Genomic DNA, 19,957 nt, shown 5'->3' with positions numbered 1-19,957 from the left:
TTCTTTGGGTTAGTATAGCCTCTTAGCAGTTGTCCAATTTAATTATGCCACTACAAGCTAAAGATAGTACAAACCTCACAATAGATTTCTTAGATGATGATTCGCTAGTTATACAGAACTGGTTTTCTAATCAAAGTTATCAGTTGGACGAAATAAAATTTGATGATGGAAGAGTTCTTGATAAAGAAAATGTTAATGAAATAATTGCTACGATAGCTACCCACGATGTTTCACAACTCAATCAAGATATTATGAGCTCTGTTATCGAGAGCTCTCTTGTTATATAGCTTTATATTGATATGAGTCTAAATGAAAGAGTCGTGTCGTGAGAGAATGAAATTAAAGGCAGTAGAGCTGTTATTGATTCTACTGCCTATTTTCAAATCAAAAACAATTATTCCCCTTACTTCATTTAATGAGTATATTTTTGCAAATGTCATCGTACTCTTAGCTATAAATCAGAATTTTCTTGAACCCACAAAAAAACCGCCCTTAATCAAAGGCGGTTTTTTAGCTTAGTATCAGACAGAATCTGTAGATTAGTCTTGTAGATAACTTAAGAGGCGCATAAATTCAACGTACATCCATACTAGCGTGGCAAGTATACCAATGCTGAATAACCATTCGTAGTCTTCTGATATACCCATTGCTACACCGCGATCGATATTATCGAAATCCAACAGCAGTGTAAAAGAGGCAATAACGATGACAAACAAGCTAAATCCAATAGCGATTACGCCACCTTCAAATAAGAAAGGTAGGCTTGAACCAAACGCTAAAGAAAGCACCCACTGTGCTACATAAACTAGCATAATAGCGATAACCGCTGAGGTCACGATCGAGCGGAACTTTTCAGTCACCTTGACTAAACCCGAACGATAGAGTCCTAGCATAACGGCTGCGGTGACAAAAGTTGCACACATTGCAGTCACTGGCACGCTTGGGTACATTCTCATAAAAAACAGTGATACACCACCTAGAAATATACCTTCTAGTAGTGCATAAGGTACAGCCAAAGTCTTGGCTTTTTGTGGCTTAAAAGTGATGAAAAGAGCTAGAACGAATGCAGCAATCATGCTACCGAAAGCTGCTCCCATAATAAAACCTTGTGATAGACCTGCCATGAGAGCGTAAAAGAAAAAACCCACACCAGTGATGGCTGATAGCCCAAGTAATAGACTGGTCTTTTGGATTACACCTTTGACCGTCATTGGATTACCGCCGATCGCAAGTTCTGCACGACTGACAATAGGATTGGCCATATATATGTCCTTAATAATAAAATATAAATAATTTAGATAACCGTTACTCTAGCAAAACCGCCATTATTGTCAACTGTGTTTACGTGACAGCCATCAGGGCTAGTAACACTTTGAAGGTGACTATTGAGTTATAATAGAGCGGTCTATATCGCTAAACAAACACGTCTAAGAGTAACGTATAATAGATCTTATATGGGGCCGCTTACGACAGTTAACAACGATAATTTATAAACATGCTAGTCTAAGCGCTATTTTATCGCTATCATTGCTTAGTATTTTACCGTTATACCGAGTCGTTTTATGGAAAACTCAGCGCCGTCCGAAAGATTGCCACACTTACATGAATCAGAGCTGTTCCACGCTATCAAAAACCCTGCTTTTAGGCGTATTGGTTTGATGGGCCGTGCAGGAAAACGCAGTGTCACTCAAAGTTTGGTACAGATTGCTCAAACCATCAATGATATGAATCTCACATTGATTATGGATGTGAAAACAGCCAATTTACCTACTCTGAATCTGACTGAGATTGAAAAAGTCAAAATCGTCAAGCGTAGCTTGATAGGTGAAATTTGTGATTTGGTCATTGTCGTTGGTGGTGATGGCTCGATATTACATGCCGCTGAAGCATTGGCACGTTACCGTGTTCCTGTATTAGGTGTAAACCGTGGTCGGCTTGGGTTTTTGGCAGATGTAAAACCTGATGAGGCTGCCTTTAAGCTACGTCAAGTACTAATGGGTGATTATCAACTTGATCATCGGTTTCTATTGACTATGGAAATACGAGAAGGGCGTAAGATTATCCATGAAGACATGGCGCTCAATGATGTGGTATTACATGCTGGTAAATCAGTACATATGATTGATTTTCAGATGAAAATTGATGGTCAGGATGTATATAGACAGCATAGTGATGGTTTGATAGCGGCAACGCCTACAGGTTCAACAGCCTACGCATTGTCTGGTGGCGGCCCTATTATTCACCCAAGTATGGATGCCATTTGCCTAGTGCCTATGCATCCACATACCTTGTCCAGTCGCCCAATTGTGGTGAGTGGTAATAGTGAGGTGTGTATTCGTATTCACGAAGACAATCGCACTCAGCCGATGGTTAGTGCAGATGGTAAGCCAAGTGTACCACTTGAGCAAGAACAGCGTCTCTATATCCGTAAACATCCTGACAAGCTCACGCTATTGCATCCACCAGGGTTTGATTTTTATGAAGCTTGTCGTACAAAGCTACACTGGAACGTCCATGCCGAAGAGTTCAGTCTGGATGTCGATGATGATATTATGGATGATGAATAAGCGAGAAGTTTATATAAAGAACATAACAAAAAGTAGTAGTGGAGAGTAGTTAAGATGGACAAACAAACGATATTGACAAGTTTGACGCCAGAAGTGGTTGATAAATTTCGTGTGGCAATTGAGTTGGGTAAATGGCCTGATGGTCGAAAATTGACGCCTGAACAGCGCGACACTTGCATGCAAGCAGTGATGGTCTGGGAGCATGAACATCTACAGCCTGCTGAACGTACAGGCTATATTCATAAACCAGTAAAAGAAGATGGTTCTATCGTTGGAGAAGAGTGTGATGTCGAGCATGAGCATCATTACCCAAATATGCCTAATCCTAAAGGTGCGGTGCAACCTGTTAAGTTTCATAATAAATAAGCATCTATTATGGTAAGCCGCAATAAAAAAGCCACGCTATATGTAGCGTGGCTTTTTTATTATCTGATGGGTCATTAAAGTGCAGTAGTATCAACGCTAGGACGTGGTGTCAATGGGTTTTTTTGCATCAAAAAACCTTGCCAACCCCAATGCAAAAAGTTGCGAATATTGGCATGATCGGTACCGTTAGGTGTTGCTTGAACTTTGGCGTAGTGCTCGCCGAATAGTTTTAGCGTATCCAATTGATCAAGACCATGGTGTTTAGCAAAACCAAAAATCTTGGCACTGCCTTCATTTTCACCAGCTGCATTATGGACCATACCATTAACAAAAGGGGCAGGCGCATAGCGATAAAAATCATCAATAAAACTGATGACATCATTGAATCCAATGGCTTTCTTATTCAAACCATTAAGTAGAGCCGATATATCTGATTGGCGAATACTCATAAATAAATGACCTCAGAGCAGATTAAAAAAATACAGTTTTTATATAAAATATCTATATATGATATTTATAAAAACACAATGCTTTCATACGCTCAATGATTAAGCATGACAGCTTAGCGATTAAAGTAATCTTCATCATCAAAAGAAGGCGCAAAATTACCTTGCTCTAGATGCTGCATTTGCGACTGTACAGAGCGCTCATGCTGAATACGTTGATAAATCTCTTCGCGGTGTACGGCAATATCTTTAGGTGCATTTACACCGATACGTACTTGATTACCTTTGACACCTAGGACAGTCACACTGACCTCGTCACCAATCATTAGCGTTTCACCTACACGGCGTGTCAAAATTAACATGCGTCACACTCCTTATGTCGCATTGACAGGTTATTACTCATTATATTACTTCTCAATTGCAGGACATCACCGTCGTACTGAATATGTCGTATGTTGGTATAACGATAATATTTAAACGTTGTACCAATGACGGTAATGATAGGTAGATTCATTTAGCCCAAATGAAAGCCCATTATAGGGGGCATAACAGATACTGTCACGAGTTTTCACAAAACTATTAGTTAACTACTAAGCCTAGCAATAATAAAAATAGGATCTAAAAAGACCCTATTTAATCAAAAATTATTGAATGCTATGAATAACAAATATGTGATAGCTAAATTTATATTTTAATAAAAATGATAGCCCAGCTATACAACTAGGGATCAAGATTATCAGAAACTATTATAACCCAGCGATCTTACTTTCGCCATCTTCACGATCAAGACCAAATGCTGTATGTAATGATTTAACAGCTTTTTCTAAATGTTGATCTTGAATTAGTACTGATACTTTAATTTCGCTGGTCGATATCATTTGGATATTGATGTTGTTTTCAGCAAGTGTCTGGAACATCAGACTAGCAACGCCTGCATGTGAGCGCATGCCAACACCAACCAATGAAACTTTGACAACTTCGCTATTGCCCAAAATTTCTTTGGCACCAATTTCGTCTTTGACTTCGTCATTGAGCACTTTTAGTGTTTTGTCTAAGTCAGTACGATTAACAGTGAAGGTAAAGTCAGTTGTACCATTATCCGAAAGGTTTTGTACGATCATATCGATTTCGATATTGGCACGTCCAATAGGGCTCAAGATAGCAGAGGCAATACCAGGATGATCAGGTACACCGCGCACTACAATTTTTGCTTCGTCTCGGTTGAAAGCGATACCTGAGATGATTGCCTGTTCCATACTGTCTCCTTCGTCTATCGTAATTAGGGTGCCGACATTGTTTTGAAATTCTTGGTCAAAACTACCGTCGTTATTTTCATCAAAGCTAGATAGTACACGCAAAGGTACACCATATTTACCAGCGAATTCTACTGAACGAATCTGTAGAATTTTAGAGCCAAGACTTGCCATTTCTAGCATTTCTTCAAAAGTGATTTTTTCAAGTTTTTTGGCTTTTGAGGTGACACGAGGGTCAGTAGTATAGACACCATCAACATCGGTATAGATTTGACATTCATCAGCACCTAGCGCCGCTGCAATAGCGACACCAGTAGTATCAGAGCCACCTCGACCTAATGTGGTGGCATTGCCTTCTGCATCAATGCCCTGAAAGCCGGCTACGATGACGATGTTTCCAGCATCTAATTGCTCACGTATGTTTTGATCATCGATGCTTTCGATACGGGCTTTATTGTGGGCATTATCCGTTTTAATCGCTACTTGGCGACCTGTGAATGAACGAGCACCAATGCCGAGATCTTTAATCGCCATGGCCAATAAAGAGATAGAAACCTGCTCACCTGTTGAAACCATTTGGTCGTATTCACGGGGATCTGGCTGAGCGCTGATTTGGCGTGCAAGATCAATCAGGCGGTTGGTTTCGCCACTCATAGCAGAAACCACCACAACCACTTGATGACCATTGTCATGCCAGCGTTTGACTCGTTGGGCGACGTTTTTTATGCGGTCGATACTGCCCATCGAGGTACCGCCATATTTCTGTACTATTAACGCCATAAAAATCTACCTATTATTCATTAATGGCCCTTTGTGATCATCAATGAGAGTCAATATGACGCTCAATCAATGCTTGCATAAATAAAGCCGTATTATAAGAGTTGCGCTCTATGCTGTTTATTTACTAGTCGTACTTAGTAGGTAATAGATGAACGATATGCTTAAACGTTGACCTTTATACCATATCTACATCATAACGTTAAGCGTCAGTACGGTTAAGATGTATGGCGATTGGTTATAGCTATTATAACCAATCGACTATATGTGAAATAAAGTAGCAGTATAATCAGATTCGGTATTAGCCAAGCTGAGCTTCAATCCAAGCAGGTAGGGCATTAACAACAGCGTTAGTATCGGCCGATTTTGGTGCGCCCCCCTGTGCATAGTCAGGCTTACCGCCACCTTTACCGCCCAGTTCACTTGCCAAGTGACGAATGATATCACCTGCTTTGATTTTGGTCGTGACAGACTTAGCCACACTGGCTGCTAGTGCAAGCTGATCATCTTTATCGCCAATCAATACAATCACACTATCTGGAAGTTTCGACTTGATGTCATCCATTAGGGTACGGATAGATTTGCCATCGATACCGCTTAATGTACTGATAAGTACTGGCGTATCTGCAATAGTTTGCACGTCATCGAGTAAGTTAGCAGCTTGAGCGCTGGCTATTTTTTGTTGTAAGCGCTCTAGTTGTTTTTCTAGATCACGTTGCTTATCCGCCATGGTGCGTACACGCTGAGCCACATCAGGGCGTTTTACTTTCAGCTGACTGGCAAGCTCGCTCAATTGCTGTTCACCTTGCTGAATATTCTTGATCGCATTCATACCAGTGACGGCTTCAATACGGCGAATACCAGCGGCAATACCTGATTCGCTAGTGATTTTTAGTACGCCAATATCACCAGTGCGCTGTACATGCAGGCCACCGCACAACTCAATAGAGAAGGGCTTGCGTTGACCGTCTACGATGCTGTCTGTACCCATGGTAAGGACACGAACTTCACTACCATACTTTTCACCAAACAGTGCCATCGCGCCTTGATTCATGGCTTCATCAATAGACATGTGCTCGATACGAGTAGGAGTGTTGGCTTGAATTTGTTCATTGACTAAGTGTTCGATACGGCTGATTTCAGCAGGACTAACGGGCTTGTCGTAAGCAAAGTCAAAACGTAGTACGTCGCTTGAGACCAGTGAACCTTTTTGCGATACCGTATCACCCAACACTTCTCTTAGCGCGGCATGCAATAGGTGAGTGGCCGAGTGGTTTTTAGCACTGGCAGCACGAATGCTAGAGAGCACTTGCGCCTCTGCTGTTTGCTTGGTCGTAATCTCACCCATGGTGACCACACCATGATGGATAATTGCTTGACCAGATTTTTTGGTGTCTTGGACTTCAAAGACGCCTGATTCAGTACGAATCTCACCCAATTCACCAACTTGACCACCACCTTCGGCATAGAAGGGTGTACGGTCAAGTACCACAACACCTTCCATTCCTTCTGCTAAGCTGTCAGCTGGGTTGCCATCTTGATAAAGCGCATCAATGGTTACGCCTGTTTCTTCAAGTTGCTCGTAACCAATAAAGCTCGTCGGCGTCTCTACTTGAATAACACTGCTATAATCAACATCGAATTTACCGGCATCGCGTGCGCGTTCACGTTGTGCTTGCATATGCTCATCGAACTCAGCTTCGTCAATCACGATGCCACGCTCACGAGTAATATCAGCGGTCAAATCAAGCGGAAAGCCATAAGTGTCATACAGCTTGAAAGCTGCTTCACCAGATAAGGTATCACCATCTTGTAAGCCTTCAAGTTCAGTGGCAAGCAAGCGCAAACCTTGCGCGAGCGTTTTGGCAAACTGTGCTTCTTCTTTTTGAATAGCGTTTTCGATGATGCTTTGCTTATCTTTTAGCTCAGGGTAGGCTACTGCCATTTCAGCGACTAGCGGCGCAACCATCTTGTAGAAAAACTCACTGTCCGCACCTAGTTTGTTACCATGGCGTACTGCACGGCGAATCACACGGCGTAGTACATAACCACGGCCTTCGTTACTTGGCGTGACACCATCAGCAATTAAAAATGCAACGGCACGAATGTGATCAGCGATCACTTTTAGCGATGACTGCTGCTCATTGGTAATCTCTAAAATCTCAGCTGCTGCATCCATCAAATGGACAAACAAATCTATCTCATAGTTGCCATGAACGCCCTGCATGATAGCACTGATACGCTCGAGCCCCATCCCTGTATCGACACTTGGTGCTGGCAGCGGTAGTAATGTACCGTCCTTTTGACGATTGAACTGCATAAATACACAGTTCCAAATCTCAATAAAGCGGTCGCCATCTTCTTCAGGTGTGCCAGGTAAGCCGCCTTCAACATCGGCACCATGGTCATAAAAAACTTCAGTACAAGGACCACAAGGACCGGTGTCACCCATCGTCCAAAAATTGTCTGACGCGTAAGGCGCACCCTTATTATCACCAATACGAATGATGCGTTCACTTGGAATGCCGATGTTTTTATTCCAGATATCAAAGGCTTCGTCATCAGTTTCATAAATAGTGACATATAAACGGTCTTTATCGATCGCTAGCCATTCATCTGAAGTCAGAAACTCCCAGATGTATTCGATGCCCGCTTGCTTGAAATAATCACCAAACGAGAAGTTACCAAGCATTTCAAAAAAAGTATGATGACGCGCGGTGTAGCCAACATTGTCTAAATCGTTGTGCTTGCCGCCTGCACGCACACATTTTTGCGAGGTCACAGCACGTGTATAGTCACGTGGTTCCATACCCAAAAAAGTTTCTTTAAACTGATTCATACCGGCATTAGTAAATAGTAATGTCGGGTCGTTGTGTGGAATCAGACTAGATGATGAAACTTGGGTGTGCTGCTTGCTTATAAAAAAATCGATAAAGGCTTGGCGAATATCGGCTGAGCGAAATGGCTGGCTCACAGCGGCTCCTTACTGACGGATAGAGTTGGATAGGTGAAAAAATAATTTTGCAAGCGATTTTAGCACAAACCTCCAAGCTCTTGGTACAAGAGTTACAACTGCAGGGTTATTATGTACATTTAGCCATTTATAGCTCAGTTAAATAGCTATTGATTAGGACATGCCCTAATTGGCTAAAATCGCTGCATCGGTTTCATCTAACTTATCTTTTACCAGTGGATTGGACTCTATGACTTGTACTGGGAAGTAGCGCAGCTGTAGTTTAATGGGTAAATAGTTAGGGAAACTGTTGGCCATATCTTGAGCAATAATAGACTCAATCTGACGTACATCGTATGAGCTAGGTGTTGTCTCACCACGGATGACTGCTCGTACCACTTGATGTTCATCTACGGTATCAAATTGTGTATTGGTCAGCACATTACCTTTATCAATAAAGTAGCTATTAATAGACTCTTTTACACCACTCTCAAACTTCTGCTGTTTAGCATTGCTCTGTAAGTTGATTGACAAGTAAGTGCCCAATACGCCTAACAATATTAACGTCACGGCATTGCGCCGCAAAAAAGTTAAGTAGGTGTTGGATTTGTAGTCATCATCAACCAAACGACGAAATCCTAAAACCCATAAGACAAGCGCATTGGTAAATTGAATGGCAATAATGTTGGTGATTGCTAGTAGAAAAGCACCAAGCCCGAGCTGTACTTCACCGTTAGCAAATAAAATACCACTAGCTGCAAGCGGCGGTACCAATGCTGTGGCAACAGCTACGCCCACAACGGCAACCGAGAGGTGCGGTGATACCATCGCATAGGCACCTGCAGTACCACCCGCTAGAGCAATCATTAAATCCATGGATGTTGGCTGAGTACGCGACAGTATCTCTGTCGTCAAAGGCTGATCTTTGTGTAACCATCCTACGATAAAGCCGACGAATACGACTAACGATACACCTATTAGCATAGTGATAAGTGACCTACGCAGTAGCGGCATACGATGATCAATAATGGCCAATGCTACGCCAGTAATTGGGCCTAGCATCATAGCAACGAGCATGGCTCCAATGACGACAGCTGCCGAGTTGGTCACCAGTCCATAACTGGCAATAATGGCTGAAAGTATATTCATAATGAAATACATTCGGCTGGGCAGTGCATTGGCTTCAATTCTGACTCGTACTTCGGGGTAGTCTACTTTTTGATTACTAAATTGCTCAGCGACAAATTGCTTATAAGACTCAAGTTTGGCTTCTTTTTCTTCTTTGACCTCTTCTTCCTGTTCGCTACTCTCGTTTTCTTGATCCAGATCATCTTCTACTGTTTCTTTTTTTTGACTCTCTTCAATCTTGTTTTCTGACGTGTTTGTGTTTACATTACGATCAGAAAATGGCGTTGTGGCTGCTACTGAGTCATTAGGTTGTGTATCGGTGGTACCTTGGCCTTCTTCTAAATGATGGATATTTTCTGTTTTAGCAGTTATTTTAGCATCTGCCTCATCGTGAGAGGTTTGCTCATTTGACTTGGTGCTTTCTAAGTTTTCGGTAGTTCCTGAGGTTTTGGTAGTTTCTGAGGTGTTGCTTGTATTATCGGTCTCATGTGGTGATTTAAGGTCTGTACTGTCAGTAGATGTTTGAGTTTCAAGATCAGATGTCTCTGATTCAGGTGTAGTGTTGTCAGAGGGCTCTAAAGACGCCACGGCTACATCCTCGCTGAGTGATTCTATGACAACTTTGGATTCAGGTGGCTGGGCACCTGACACATCTTCGCCGAATTCATTCTCATCCTCATCAAGGTTTTCGGAATGATTTAAGTTAGGCTCTGCAGCATTAACCGAGACATTTTGTTCATTTGGCGTATGAGTATCGTCTAGTGTTTCCTCTGAGATGACAGAGTCGTTAATGGGGTCTTTTTCAGAAGGTGTCATGGCAGGTAGCTTTCTAAAGAATAAAAGAAAGTTATTATTGTAATGATAAACAGATAAAGATGTATGAGTTTTTTGTGGCTGAGGATATATATTGCTTGTGGAGCGGTAACCACTGCATAAGTGGTTTTTGCTAGCTTAGCAGCACTAAAAATTAAAACCTTAATAATAGCATGGGTTTATTTTTTATTCATCTTTTATGGCTGCTATCTAGGGTCATATTAAATACTTACTTTTAATATGGGATTAATGTATAAATGTATTATATCCACAATAAAAGTAAGGAGTATCTTATGAACTGGCCATTATTTTCTGTCATCTATTCAATGGCAGCCACGGTAACTGTCGGTATGTTTATGATTGGCGCTTTAGTAACGGGTTTTAATGAAATACATCATATTCAAATAGCCGTTGCCATTGGGATTGTGTTTTCTATCCCAGCAGGGTTATTTTTTACCAAAAAAATTAGTAGTATTACTGGAAATGAAGAAGGTTATGAAGCGTAAGAAAGCTTGCGCCTGTTCAACATGACTTTGTATTTAGACATAAAAAAGACCTCGATATATATCAAGGTCTTTTTTGGTAATTACGGTGGAAAACTATTTGAGCTCGACAGTGGCTCCGTTTTCAACATTGGCATAAACCTCTAGTACATCCCAGTTGGTCAAACGAACACAACCTGCTGAGCCTTGGCGGCTGATGCCCTCAGGTACTGGTGAACCATGCAAACCATAAGAAGGTTTAGACAGTCCCATCCATACGACGCCTACTGGGTTATTTGGTCCTGGTGCAATCATATGAACTTTCTTTTGGGCACCTTTACCGACAGTAGATTTATACCAAGGCATTTTTACCTTATTGATGATTTTAAACGTACCTTTTGGTGACGGTGTAGCATCACTACCAACGGTGGTCGGATAGGTAGCGACCAGCTTATCACCGTTATAGGCATACAGTGTTTTGTCTGCCTTATTGGCAACGATACGGTTGATGCGTTGGTTTAGCTCGCCACGAGTGTTCAGTACGGTAATGGTTTCACCAACTTTATACGTTTTGTTTTTATTGAGCTTATCTAAGTAGCGCACATCCATGTGGAAACGTTCGCCGAGCATCTCTTTGATGTCTTGATAATACAACCCTTTCATTTTTGACTTGGCTTCTGAGCCAGAAGGGGTGGTTGCAAAGTTTGTATTAAGATCTTCTTGCGTCAAGGTATAAGTAACCAATACAGGTTTGTTGGCTGGAATGTCTTTAATCAAGGCATTCCATGTTTTTTGATCCATTTTGCCAGTTGCTGACAAACCTTTCATCTTCTGAAAATTGGTAAGGGCTTTCTTACTATTCATACCCCAGCCACCATCGATAGGACCAGGAGATGCATGGTTCCAGTCGAGTAACGCCTGCATCTTAATCGTCATGGCTGAGTTGACTTTCATATTCGGCGACCAAACTGACTCATTGACTTGTTTGGCATAGTTTGACAAGTTAAGCGTGGTGTATCTCTTACCATTCTTACTTTCGATATTTTTGATGGTTGGATCGTTGCTAAAATCTTGACGTTTTTCACTCTCAGGTAATTCGAAAGAGAGTGGGTCAGATGAATCGATCGATGATATATCGCTAGGCGCTGCAACAGCTTGACCTTCGGTAATATCGTCATTACGATCAGCTTGTTCATCTTTACGTGTCAGCTCTACAGCACTCATATTATCTGCAGCGGCTGATTCTGTGTCTTTTTTTGAATCGATTAATTGCGTCATACTATCAGCTGACGAACCGCTACCTAGTGAGTTGCTACGATTTTCTTGCACATCGAGGCTAACTTTTTTGGCGAGTGAGTCGGCTGTACGTACTGGCAATGTGCGAGTACTGTCAGTAGTGGCGGCAATCGCACTAGCGCTCACAATAGCGATAGATAGCGCGGTAACAATAGGTTTTATTTTCATCATGTTAAATCACTTGTAGTTTGTGCTAATGCAGCTATTATGCGCAAACTTTAGATGCTTCGCAAACTTTAGACACATCTTTTTTCACTTAATGCTTGCTAAACGTCAACTGCTGACGTATTCACTACAGTTGGGTAATATCTTAACGAGAGTATATACAGCTCAAGACCCAATTACCTTATAAAGGTTTGTTATCTTTCGCATTATTTCTATAGGCACAAAAGCGCAAGTGTTGGCGCTGCCTAGCGTTTATGTCTATAATATAAGACTAGGTTTACATTCACACGCCTAGTGAATAAATCGATTTTTAACAGCAAGCAATTTAACTCACCCACATGTAGTCAACGACCATGTAATCAGCAAGGTATGATATGTCAGAAGACCAAACAATGAGCGCAGAAGAGTTTCAAAATCAGTACTTCAATGACAATGAATCTGAAGGTTCAGAAGATAATATGTCATTCGATTTAGAAACTGGACTCTTAGGTGAAGACGATCAGTTTGCTAATTTACACGCCGAGTTAGAAGAAGCGCGTGAGCAGCTCGTTAGTATTCGTGATTTCATCCGTTTTTCTGTGACTCAGTTGCGTAATTACGATGTGGTCGTTGCACAAGGCACGACAGATGAGTTCGCTGAGGCCTCTGCGATTGTATTACATTCCTTATCGCTAGACTGGTCTGCAAATGAGCAAATTCTTGATTGTCGTTTGACCACATCAGAAAAACAGCTGGTGCTTAGTCTGTTAGAAGAGCGTATCGCAGAGCGTAAGCCACTCAGTTACTTGATTAACTTATCCTATTTCTGCGATTTGCCTTTCTATGTGGATGAGCGTGTGTTGATTCCGCGCTCACCGATAGCAGAACTGATACGTCAGCAGTTTCATCCTTACTTTGAGGTGACTGAGTTGGCTAAGCCGTTAGGGAGCAATCCTAATGAGCAAGGCGCAGTGTTTTATGATCATGGTTTAGACGTAAAGCAACTGTCGCAGCCTGAGCGTGTTTTGGATATGTGTACAGGTTCTGGCTGTATTGCTATTGCCCTTGCGACTCGCTTCGTCGATGCCTTAGTGGATGCTGTTGATATCGATAAAGGCGCGCTCGAAGTGGCCATGGTCAATGTCGACCACCATGATCTTGGTCATCAAGTCAATGTGATTGAGTCAGATTTGTTTGCTAAGATTCCGACTGAAAACCAATATGAGCTTATTGTGACCAATCCGCCGTATGTTGATGCAGCGATTATGGCTGATTTGCCACCTGAGTTTTTATATGAGCCTGAGCATGCGCTAGCAGCGGGTCAAGATGGCTTAGATTTGGTACATCGTATCTTGTTTGAAGCACCAGATTATCTAAGCCCAGACGGCTTGCTTATCTGTGAAGTGGGCGATAGCGAATGGGCATTAAAGCAAGCCTATCCTGAAATTCAGTTTGACTGGCTCAAGTTTGCTCATGGCGGTCATGGTGTCTTTGCGATTACTTATGATGAGCTTGTGTCACATCGTCAGCTATTTGCCGCTTATGTTCAGCTCTTAGACAGCATTCAATAGTTCAATATAAGCAGTATCAAAATCACAATCGGTTGGTTAAATAGTCATCAGTAGCGTTTACTGGTTTAAGGATAGTTATGGCAGGCAATAGTATTGGGCAGGTTTTTACGGTTACCACGTGCGGTGAATCGCATGGTTCAGGTCTTATGGCAATCGTTGATGGCGTACCACCAGGATTGATATTATCTGCAGATGATTTGCAGATAGATTTGGATCGCCGTAAGCCGGGGACGTCCAAGTATTCTACCCAGCGCCGTGAGTCTGATGAAGTGGAAATTATCTCTGGTGTGTTTGAAGGTAAAACGACGGGCACATCGATTGGTTTATTGATTCGAAACACCAATCAAAAATCAAAAGACTATAGCGAGATTAAAGATACTTTTCGTCCGGGTCATGCCGATTACACTTATAGTATGAAGTATGGTTTTCGTGATTATCGCGGCGGTGGTCGTTCATCAGCACGCGAAACAGCGATGCGAGTCGCGGCTGGTGCGATTGCCAAAAAATACTTACAAGACCGACTGGGTGTGCAAGTTCGTGGGCATGTGACGCAGATTGGCAATGAATATAGTAAGGTAACAGACGCGAGTCAAATTGATTGGAACTTTGTGAATAGCAATCCGTTTTTTTGTGCTGACAAAGAAGCCGTGAGCCGTTTTGAAACCTTGATAGACAGCCTGCGCCGTGAAGGTACCAGCTGCGGCGCGCGTCTGGAAGTTATCGCCAGCGGTGTGCCAGTGGGGCTCGGTGAGCCAGTGTTTGATCGCTTGGATGCTGATATTGCCCATGCCATGATGAGTATCAATGCTGTTAAAGGTGTTGAGGTTGGTGATGGTATGGCGGTGGCTGGACAGTTCGGTCATAGCGCCCGAGACGAGCTGACACCAGACGGTTTCACTGCCAATCATGCTGGCGGTATATTAGGCGGTATCTCATCAGGGCAAGACATTCGTGTCAGTATCGCCCTCAAGCCAACTTCTAGCATTACCACGGCTGGCAAGAGTATCAATACGCAAGGTGAGTCAATCGATATGCTGACCAAAGGTCGTCATGATCCGTGTGTTGGTGTGCGTGCCACGCCTATCGCAGAAGCCATGCTAGCGATTGTGTTGCTCGATCATTACCTACGTCACCGCGGTCAAAATGCTGATGTCGAGCAGCCAGTTGAATCGATTACATAGTCTTCATATCAATACCAATACCAGTATTTTGATCGTAAAGTAACTGATAAAGCCCTATGTTTGCGCTCATTAGAAATAATTAGAGCGAACATAGGGCTTTTTTGTGGATGATTAAAAGGTCGGGCGCAGTGAGTAAATGCTTAGGCCGCTATTTGATAAGCATCAACTGCCACACAGCGTTGATGGCGAAATACCAATAATAGCTGCTGACTAGGGATGGCGAGCCAATGCCCAAATTCAATACTATTGATGCCTTGATTGGATAAAGCCTGTGCACAATGATGACGGCTATGACCCAGTAGGCTCTCAATCAAATCGTTCTCAATCAAACGGCTTTCAATAAGCTGGTTTTTGATTAGTAGGTTTTCAATAGATGATGGTTGCATAGGTTTTCTACCTTTAATGGTGATTACGAATTTGAATAACGCTATCGTAAGACAAACAGATAGAAAACCTGTGCAGGAGTGATGGAAAATGTATGAACTGTCGTTAAAGTACAGGACGCGTGGGTCTGTATTTTATGCTTTCGCCAAAGGTAAGGTAATACTTACCATTACGCCAGAATGCGGGTGTTTAGTAGCATTGCCCTCGTCATTTTTAGCGTCTTCATTACTATTAATATTGTTAATCGAGACCTGACCTCCATGATGTTCAATAACTTGTTTTACTAAGGTCAAACCAAGGCCAGTGCCTTTTTTAAGAGTATTACTCGTTGCATGCGGCTGTGCCTGTGCCTGCGGGGTCGCTACTTTGGAGGACTCGTCTGAATGCATGGCAGATTGGCTTTGATGCGAGAGGCTAAAATAACGGTCAAATGCTTTATCAACCGCATAATCAGGTAGTAACTTACCATCGTTAAAAATATCAATGTTTAGGGTATGTACATGACTATACAGCCGAATAGTGACTGTGTTTTTGGCGAAATAAATGGCGTTGTCCAATATATTCTGCAATACCTGCACCAACCAAAATTGATCTGCAAATACGTGGGTGTTTGCTAATGATTCTGGTGATAAGTCGGTTTTATCAGTCAATAATATATCATTAACATAGATATCGATCGGCGGTAGTTGTTGCTGTTGTAACTTAGCGGCATTGTCTTTTTTGAGCGTTTGTAACACAGGTAATAGAGGCGTTAATTGCCGATTTAGCTTAAAACTGGGTTGCTCAACTTTGGCAAGCAAGAGTAGTCGATCAATTAATTTCTGCATTTTGATGCTTTGTTCGCCAATGGTTTCGATGAGCATCTGCCGGTCTGTATTATCAAGCAGACTATTATCAACTCCGTCATCTTCTAATAGTTCGCCACTGGCACGAATGGCCGTTAAGGGGCTTTTAAGCTCATGGGTGAGGGTATGGACGTAGTCAGTGACATACGCTCGGTTTTCTAGTCGGTGTTTCATCGATTCAATGGTATCTGTGAGGCTGTTGAGCTCATGACCTAAATAAAAATAGGGCTTTTTGGTGTCTTCAGCCAGTGCACCTGTATACTGAGTCACGAGTGTGATGCTTTGCTTGAGCCACCAGGCCACCAGCCCTGCCAAAATAAGAGCAGCAATACTCATAAACAGCGCGGTAACGAGCATGCGATTGCGCGTGTCATCCAAATATGGCAATACGCTAGCGACAGGCTTACCGACACTGACAATGCCAATTAGGTTGTCAGCTTCATCTTTTATCGGCTGTGCCACATACATAATCGTACCATCGCGCTGATAACGATCTTGTGTCGTGCTTCTTGCACCATATTGACCTTTTAGGGTCAGGTATACATCGTTCCAGCGGCTGTAATCTTGTCCTTCGTCATTATTAGGCTCAGGTAAAGAGTCATATATAACCATGCCTGTCTGGTCCGTTACATATATCCGAAAGCTACTATGGTTTTTACTTTTATACTTTGGCTCTCTGATTTTACTCGTTACTGGCGTGCCAATAAATACAGTATCAAGCCTTTCCTGATAGTCCTCGTCATACAGCTGTCCTGAAGCTAATGGCACCTGTAGACTTGCTGCAAGTAGTTTGCTGGTATCTAACAAGGTATCTTCGATGACTTGCTGCGCTGTTGGTTTGACATAACCAAACAGTTGCGTAAACGCGGCCACACCGCAAATGCTCAGTACTAAGGCAACGGCCAACCATATTCTAAAAAATATACTTAAATTCAGCAGTTTTTTTGGCTCAGTTGTTTGCTGTACCGTGCCGATGGGATGTAGCTTTGCATACCAATTGCTTTGGCTGGCATGAGTATGATGAGTAGAGCGGTTTTTCGCGCTATCATCATCAATTTTATTTGTTTTATGACTCATATGGTTATCAGTACAGTTGGTAGTTATAGAGCGCTAAGCAGGGCACAACGCATAACCTAGCCCGCGATGTGTATGAATCACATCAGTGCTAGCATCGACAGTCGCCAATTGCTTACGAATCGCCTTAATATGACTGTCTATCGTTCGAGCCAGACGATGATCAGGATAATCACTGACGGCATTTAGCAACTGCTCGCGACTGAATACCTGATTGGGTGCTTGTAATAAGGTCAATAAGATTTTGCGCTCGGTATTACTCAGCTCAAGCTTTTGCTCTTGCCACATTAACGAGTAATTGAGCGGTTGATAGTGCCAAACACCAGATTGACACTCAAAGGTTAACGCTTGACCCGACATATTATGGGTAGCGTTGTCGTTTGCGATATCTTCTGTTGATGGGGCCTGCATGGCTGACTGTTGAGACAGCAATTGCTCACGCCGCCAAATGGCTTTTAGGCGTGCGACCAACTCTCGTGGACTAAAGGGTTTGGCGCAGTAATCATCGCCGCCCATCTCTAACCCTAAGATGCGATCCACCTCATCACTACGAGCGGTCAAAAATACGATTGGTAGATCTTTTAAATCGTCTATATCAGAGGTATGACGTATTTGCTGACATAGGCTTAAACCATCGCCATCAGGCAATCCCACGTCCAAGATAATGGCCGATAGCGTTTTTGCCTCTTCGCTGTGTAACATCGGTAGTACACTGCTGGCATTGTCTAGCCAAGTAATCTGCCAACCCTCTCGCTTGCAGGTGACTTTGAGCGACATCGCGATAGCGGGATCATCTTCTACCAATAAAATATGAGTCATGACGGTATACTTATTTAATAAAAATGTGTAAAAAGTGGCGTATTTGACGCGGCGGTTGGTTCATTAATTCATTAATCAAGCACCTCAATTCATCAATCAACCATCATCGCACAAATATTGTCAGTGCCGACTCTGTTGAATATAGTTTGTATGTAGGCGTTATAAAAGGGCCCTAAAGTTGTTGAGATTATCCTAGCACAAAAGTCCCAAGGCATTCTGATAATGCTTATCAAAAGCCATGGAAAGTTTATGGAAAAATAAGCGTTTGATTGCCTTTGTGGTATAAAAAAGGTCAACCAAGTGGCGACTTGGTTGACCTTGCCAGTAATAAACAGAGATGATTTGAGCTTAATCAACCGATCTCGATAGAAAGAGTTAAGCCGTTATTAGCTCAAGCCCTTACAGTTTGCATAGTAGGTAACGGTTGCAGGCCAGTCAGAAAAAATACCTTTTACCCCAACGTCTTGTGCCAGTACATCGATATACGTCATCATATCACCATCGTTATTAATTGCCTTATCCAAATCATTATAATACCAACCGCCGCCTGTCGCTAAAGGCTCTGAGCGCTCTAGTGACCAAGTGATGATATCCAAATTAAGCGCTTTGGCTTGTTTGGCATAAGCGGACGGTATCATTTTACCTGTCGCGTCAGTGGTGACCAATATCCAAGGTGGCGGTGCGATGGTTTTAATACCACGCGCTTTGATATTAGTGAGAGAGTGTTTCCATGTAGTGGGGTCATTGTTATCAAAGGTTTTGCCAGTTGCGGTCTCATTGCTATCGTCGATTAGGTAAATGGCATTCGCACCAAAATCAGGCTCATGTTTAATCCAGTAATCGACATCTTCAATATTAAACGACTGAGCAAACACGTCACTGGCAGCCACGCCTGCGTCTTTGTAAGTGTCAATCAACTGCTGACGATAAGCATCTACGCTATAGCCGTTAAATGGCATGGTAACTGCTGGTGATTTTAGCTCTGGCGTGTGTTTCATACCGAGGCTTTGGGCAAGCTGAATATGTTCTTTTAATGTGAGCACTTGACCATTCTGTGAATATAAATCGGTTCGCCATGCAGCCGTTGCATTCATATAGTCGTTTAGGTTAGTGGCGGTTTTATCTGCGGCATCCATTTTCCCTGTCAGGGTCTTAAATTCATTGACACTAATGTCTGAGGTGCGGCATTCAATACTGTCGGCATTGGTCAGTACACCATTGGCATCTATGATAGGTGGTACGGTGCACTGTTTGGCGAGTGGGGTAGCAAGGATATTGGTAGTGGTATGCAGATCGTCTTGTGCGTGGCGACAGACCAGCTCGCCATCGTTGGTAAAAGCCACATCGCATTCTAATATGCCAGCGCCCATTTGCGCTGAGGCGAGGTAGCTGTCATAAGTGTGTTCTGGTAGCTGTAAAGGTGCGCCGCGATGGGCAATAGAAAAGTCGGTTTTGCTAGGCGTTTGCGCACTACAAGACATCAGCTCGTCTTTTAATGGTCCTGCGTCCATATCGTTGACCAAATAAAAGGGCCGCACACCATAAGTATAAGCTTGAGGCTTAGCTGGCAAGGTTTTGGGTGACTGTTTTAGTGAGGGTTTAATAGTTTGATGGGACGTTTGAGTCAACGTGGTAGTGCGTATATCATCTGCGGCCATTGATAGCGTAGAAGCGGCAGTCAATGCCATGATCATATTAATTTGTTTGAATGCTTTAAAGGATGGATTTTTTATTTGATTCAGCCTAGCCACTGAATTATCTGACATTGTCATGTAAACTGTCCCTACAAAAAGTTAAAAAAATGGTGGTGTTCTAAAAAGTATGCTGGCATCAGACGTAGCCATAATTGATGTAAAAG

The 19,957-nt window shown here is 42.6% G+C and carries 16 protein-coding genes and 1 pseudogene; 6 read left to right on the top strand and 11 right to left on the bottom strand.

Annotated features, from left to right (window positions below; genetic code table 11):
- Positions 1-44: 44 nt before the first annotated feature.
- Entirely contained in the window at positions 45-287 is a 243-nt protein-coding gene (locus EI164_RS08310; RefSeq protein WP_192519513.1) for a calcium-binding protein, read from the top strand.
- A 252-nt stretch (positions 288-539) separates the two neighbouring features.
- Here the strand turns inward: EI164_RS08310 and EI164_RS08305 are convergent, their stop codons facing one another.
- Entirely contained in the window at positions 540-1,262 is a 723-nt protein-coding gene (locus tag EI164_RS08305) for a Bax inhibitor-1/YccA family membrane protein (protein WP_192519512.1), read from the bottom strand.
- A gap of 300 nt (positions 1,263-1,562) precedes the next feature.
- Here EI164_RS08305 and EI164_RS08300 point away from each other — a divergent pair, with 300 nt between their 5' ends.
- Together EI164_RS08300 and EI164_RS08295 are read left to right on the top strand one after the other, a co-directional pair.
- A complete protein-coding gene (locus tag EI164_RS08300) occupies positions 1,563-2,567 on the top strand; it encodes an NAD(+) kinase (RefSeq protein WP_192519511.1) in 1,005 nt (334 codons plus the stop codon).
- A gap of 54 nt (positions 2,568-2,621) precedes the next feature.
- A complete protein-coding gene (locus tag EI164_RS08295; protein WP_192519510.1) occupies positions 2,622-2,933 on the top strand; it encodes a YeaC family protein in 312 nt (103 codons plus the stop codon).
- Positions 2,934-3,007: 74 nt separating this feature from the next.
- Here EI164_RS08295 and EI164_RS08290 read toward each other — a convergent pair whose 3' ends face one another.
- The 5 genes and pseudogenes from EI164_RS08290 to EI164_RS08270 form a co-directional block, all read right to left on the bottom strand.
- A complete protein-coding gene (locus EI164_RS08290; RefSeq protein ID WP_225739186.1) occupies positions 3,008-3,382 on the bottom strand; it encodes a HopJ type III effector protein in 375 nt (124 codons plus the stop codon).
- 191 nt (positions 3,383-3,573) lie between these two features.
- Positions 3,574-3,741, bottom strand: a pseudogene (csrA, locus tag EI164_RS08285) (carbon storage regulator CsrA); the annotation flags it as partial.
- A gap of 384 nt (positions 3,742-4,125) precedes the next feature.
- On the bottom strand, positions 4,126-5,412 hold the full coding sequence (locus EI164_RS08280) for an aspartate kinase (protein ID WP_192519509.1): 1,287 nt from the start codon (positions 5,410-5,412) through the stop codon (positions 4,126-4,128).
- A 298-nt stretch (positions 5,413-5,710) separates the two neighbouring features.
- The gene (alaS, locus tag EI164_RS08275) at positions 5,711-8,383 is read right to left on the bottom strand and encodes an alanine--tRNA ligase (RefSeq protein WP_192519508.1); all 2,673 of its coding nucleotides are present in this window, start codon (positions 8,381-8,383) and stop codon (positions 5,711-5,713) included.
- Positions 8,384-8,548: 165 nt separating this feature from the next.
- The gene (locus EI164_RS08270) at positions 8,549-10,306 is read right to left on the bottom strand and encodes a DUF389 domain-containing protein (protein ID WP_192519507.1); all 1,758 of its coding nucleotides are present in this window, start codon (positions 10,304-10,306) and stop codon (positions 8,549-8,551) included.
- A 290-nt stretch (positions 10,307-10,596) separates the two neighbouring features.
- Between EI164_RS08270 and EI164_RS08265 the strand changes: the two genes are divergently transcribed.
- On the top strand, positions 10,597-10,809 hold the full coding sequence (locus EI164_RS08265; protein WP_192519506.1) for a hypothetical protein: 213 nt from the start codon (positions 10,597-10,599) through the stop codon (positions 10,807-10,809).
- A gap of 93 nt (positions 10,810-10,902) precedes the next feature.
- On the opposite strand, the gene EI164_RS08260 is transcribed toward EI164_RS08265, so the two are convergent.
- Positions 10,903-12,252, bottom strand: a complete 1,350-nt coding sequence (locus tag EI164_RS08260) for a L,D-transpeptidase family protein (RefSeq protein WP_192519505.1) — start codon at positions 12,250-12,252, stop codon at positions 10,903-10,905.
- A 368-nt stretch (positions 12,253-12,620) separates the two neighbouring features.
- Here EI164_RS08260 and prmB point away from each other — a divergent pair, with 368 nt between their 5' ends.
- On the top strand, positions 12,621-13,796 hold the full coding sequence (gene prmB, locus EI164_RS08255) for a 50S ribosomal protein L3 N(5)-glutamine methyltransferase (protein ID WP_192519504.1): 1,176 nt from the start codon (positions 12,621-12,623) through the stop codon (positions 13,794-13,796).
- 77 nt (positions 13,797-13,873) lie between these two features.
- Positions 13,874-14,977, top strand: a complete 1,104-nt coding sequence (aroC, locus tag EI164_RS08250; RefSeq protein WP_192519503.1) for a chorismate synthase — start codon at positions 13,874-13,876, stop codon at positions 14,975-14,977.
- 140 nt (positions 14,978-15,117) lie between these two features.
- Here aroC and EI164_RS08245 read toward each other — a convergent pair whose 3' ends face one another.
- The 4 genes from EI164_RS08245 to EI164_RS08230 all read right to left on the bottom strand — a co-directional run bounded on the left by EI164_RS08245 (position 15,118) and on the right by EI164_RS08230 (position 19,871).
- On the bottom strand, positions 15,118-15,363 hold the full coding sequence (locus EI164_RS08245) for a hypothetical protein (RefSeq protein WP_192519502.1): 246 nt from the start codon (positions 15,361-15,363) through the stop codon (positions 15,118-15,120).
- Between the two features lie 132 nt (positions 15,364-15,495).
- Entirely contained in the window at positions 15,496-17,283 is a 1,788-nt protein-coding gene (gene creC / locus EI164_RS08240; RefSeq protein ID WP_192519501.1) for a two-component system sensor histidine kinase CreC, read from the bottom strand.
- Positions 17,284-17,316: 33 nt separating this feature from the next.
- Entirely contained in the window at positions 17,317-18,099 is a 783-nt protein-coding gene (locus EI164_RS08235; protein ID WP_192519500.1) for a response regulator, read from the bottom strand.
- A 386-nt stretch (positions 18,100-18,485) separates the two neighbouring features.
- Positions 18,486-19,871 (bottom strand): glycerophosphodiester phosphodiesterase family protein, encoded by a 1,386-nt coding sequence (locus tag EI164_RS08230; protein ID WP_225739185.1) that lies wholly within the window; start codon positions 19,869-19,871, stop codon positions 18,486-18,488.
- Positions 19,872-19,957 lie beyond the last annotated feature (86 nt).

This window comes from Psychrobacter sp. FME13 (assembly GCF_014861395.1).
Lineage (GTDB): Bacteria > Pseudomonadota > Gammaproteobacteria > Pseudomonadales > Moraxellaceae > Psychrobacter.
This window is presented reverse-complemented; position numbering and strand designations above follow the sequence as displayed.

Excerpts from the sequence above, each read along its gene's own strand:
- EI164_RS08310 (WP_192519513.1), top strand. The coding sequence starts at position 45 with ATGCCACTACAAGCTAAAGATAGTACAAACCTCACAATAGATTTCTTA.
- EI164_RS08305 (WP_192519512.1), bottom strand. The coding sequence starts at position 1,262 with ATGGCCAATCCTATTGTCAGTCGTGCAGAACTTGCGATCGGCGGTAAT.
- EI164_RS08300 (WP_192519511.1), top strand. The coding sequence starts at position 1,563 with ATGGAAAACTCAGCGCCGTCCGAAAGATTGCCACACTTACATGAATCA.
- EI164_RS08295 (WP_192519510.1), top strand. The coding sequence starts at position 2,622 with ATGGACAAACAAACGATATTGACAAGTTTGACGCCAGAAGTGGTTGAT.
- EI164_RS08290 (WP_225739186.1), bottom strand. The coding sequence starts at position 3,382 with ATGAGTATTCGCCAATCAGATATATCGGCTCTACTTAATGGTTTGAAT.
- EI164_RS08280 (WP_192519509.1), bottom strand. The coding sequence starts at position 5,412 with ATGGCGTTAATAGTACAGAAATATGGCGGTACCTCGATGGGCAGTATC.
- EI164_RS08270 (WP_192519507.1), bottom strand. The coding sequence starts at position 10,306 with ATGACACCTTCTGAAAAAGACCCCATTAACGACTCTGTCATCTCAGAG.
- EI164_RS08265 (WP_192519506.1), top strand. The coding sequence starts at position 10,597 with ATGAACTGGCCATTATTTTCTGTCATCTATTCAATGGCAGCCACGGTA.
- EI164_RS08260 (WP_192519505.1), bottom strand. The coding sequence starts at position 12,252 with ATGATGAAAATAAAACCTATTGTTACCGCGCTATCTATCGCTATTGTG.
- prmB (WP_192519504.1), top strand. The coding sequence starts at position 12,621 with ATGTCAGAAGACCAAACAATGAGCGCAGAAGAGTTTCAAAATCAGTAC.
- aroC (WP_192519503.1), top strand. The coding sequence starts at position 13,874 with ATGGCAGGCAATAGTATTGGGCAGGTTTTTACGGTTACCACGTGCGGT.
- EI164_RS08245 (WP_192519502.1), bottom strand. The coding sequence starts at position 15,363 with ATGCAACCATCATCTATTGAAAACCTACTAATCAAAAACCAGCTTATT.
- creC (WP_192519501.1), bottom strand. The coding sequence starts at position 17,283 with ATGAGTCATAAAACAAATAAAATTGATGATGATAGCGCGAAAAACCGC.
- EI164_RS08235 (WP_192519500.1), bottom strand. The coding sequence starts at position 18,099 with ATGACTCATATTTTATTGGTAGAAGATGATCCCGCTATCGCGATGTCG.
- EI164_RS08230 (WP_225739185.1), bottom strand. The coding sequence starts at position 19,871 with ATGACAATGTCAGATAATTCAGTGGCTAGGCTGAATCAAATAAAAAAT.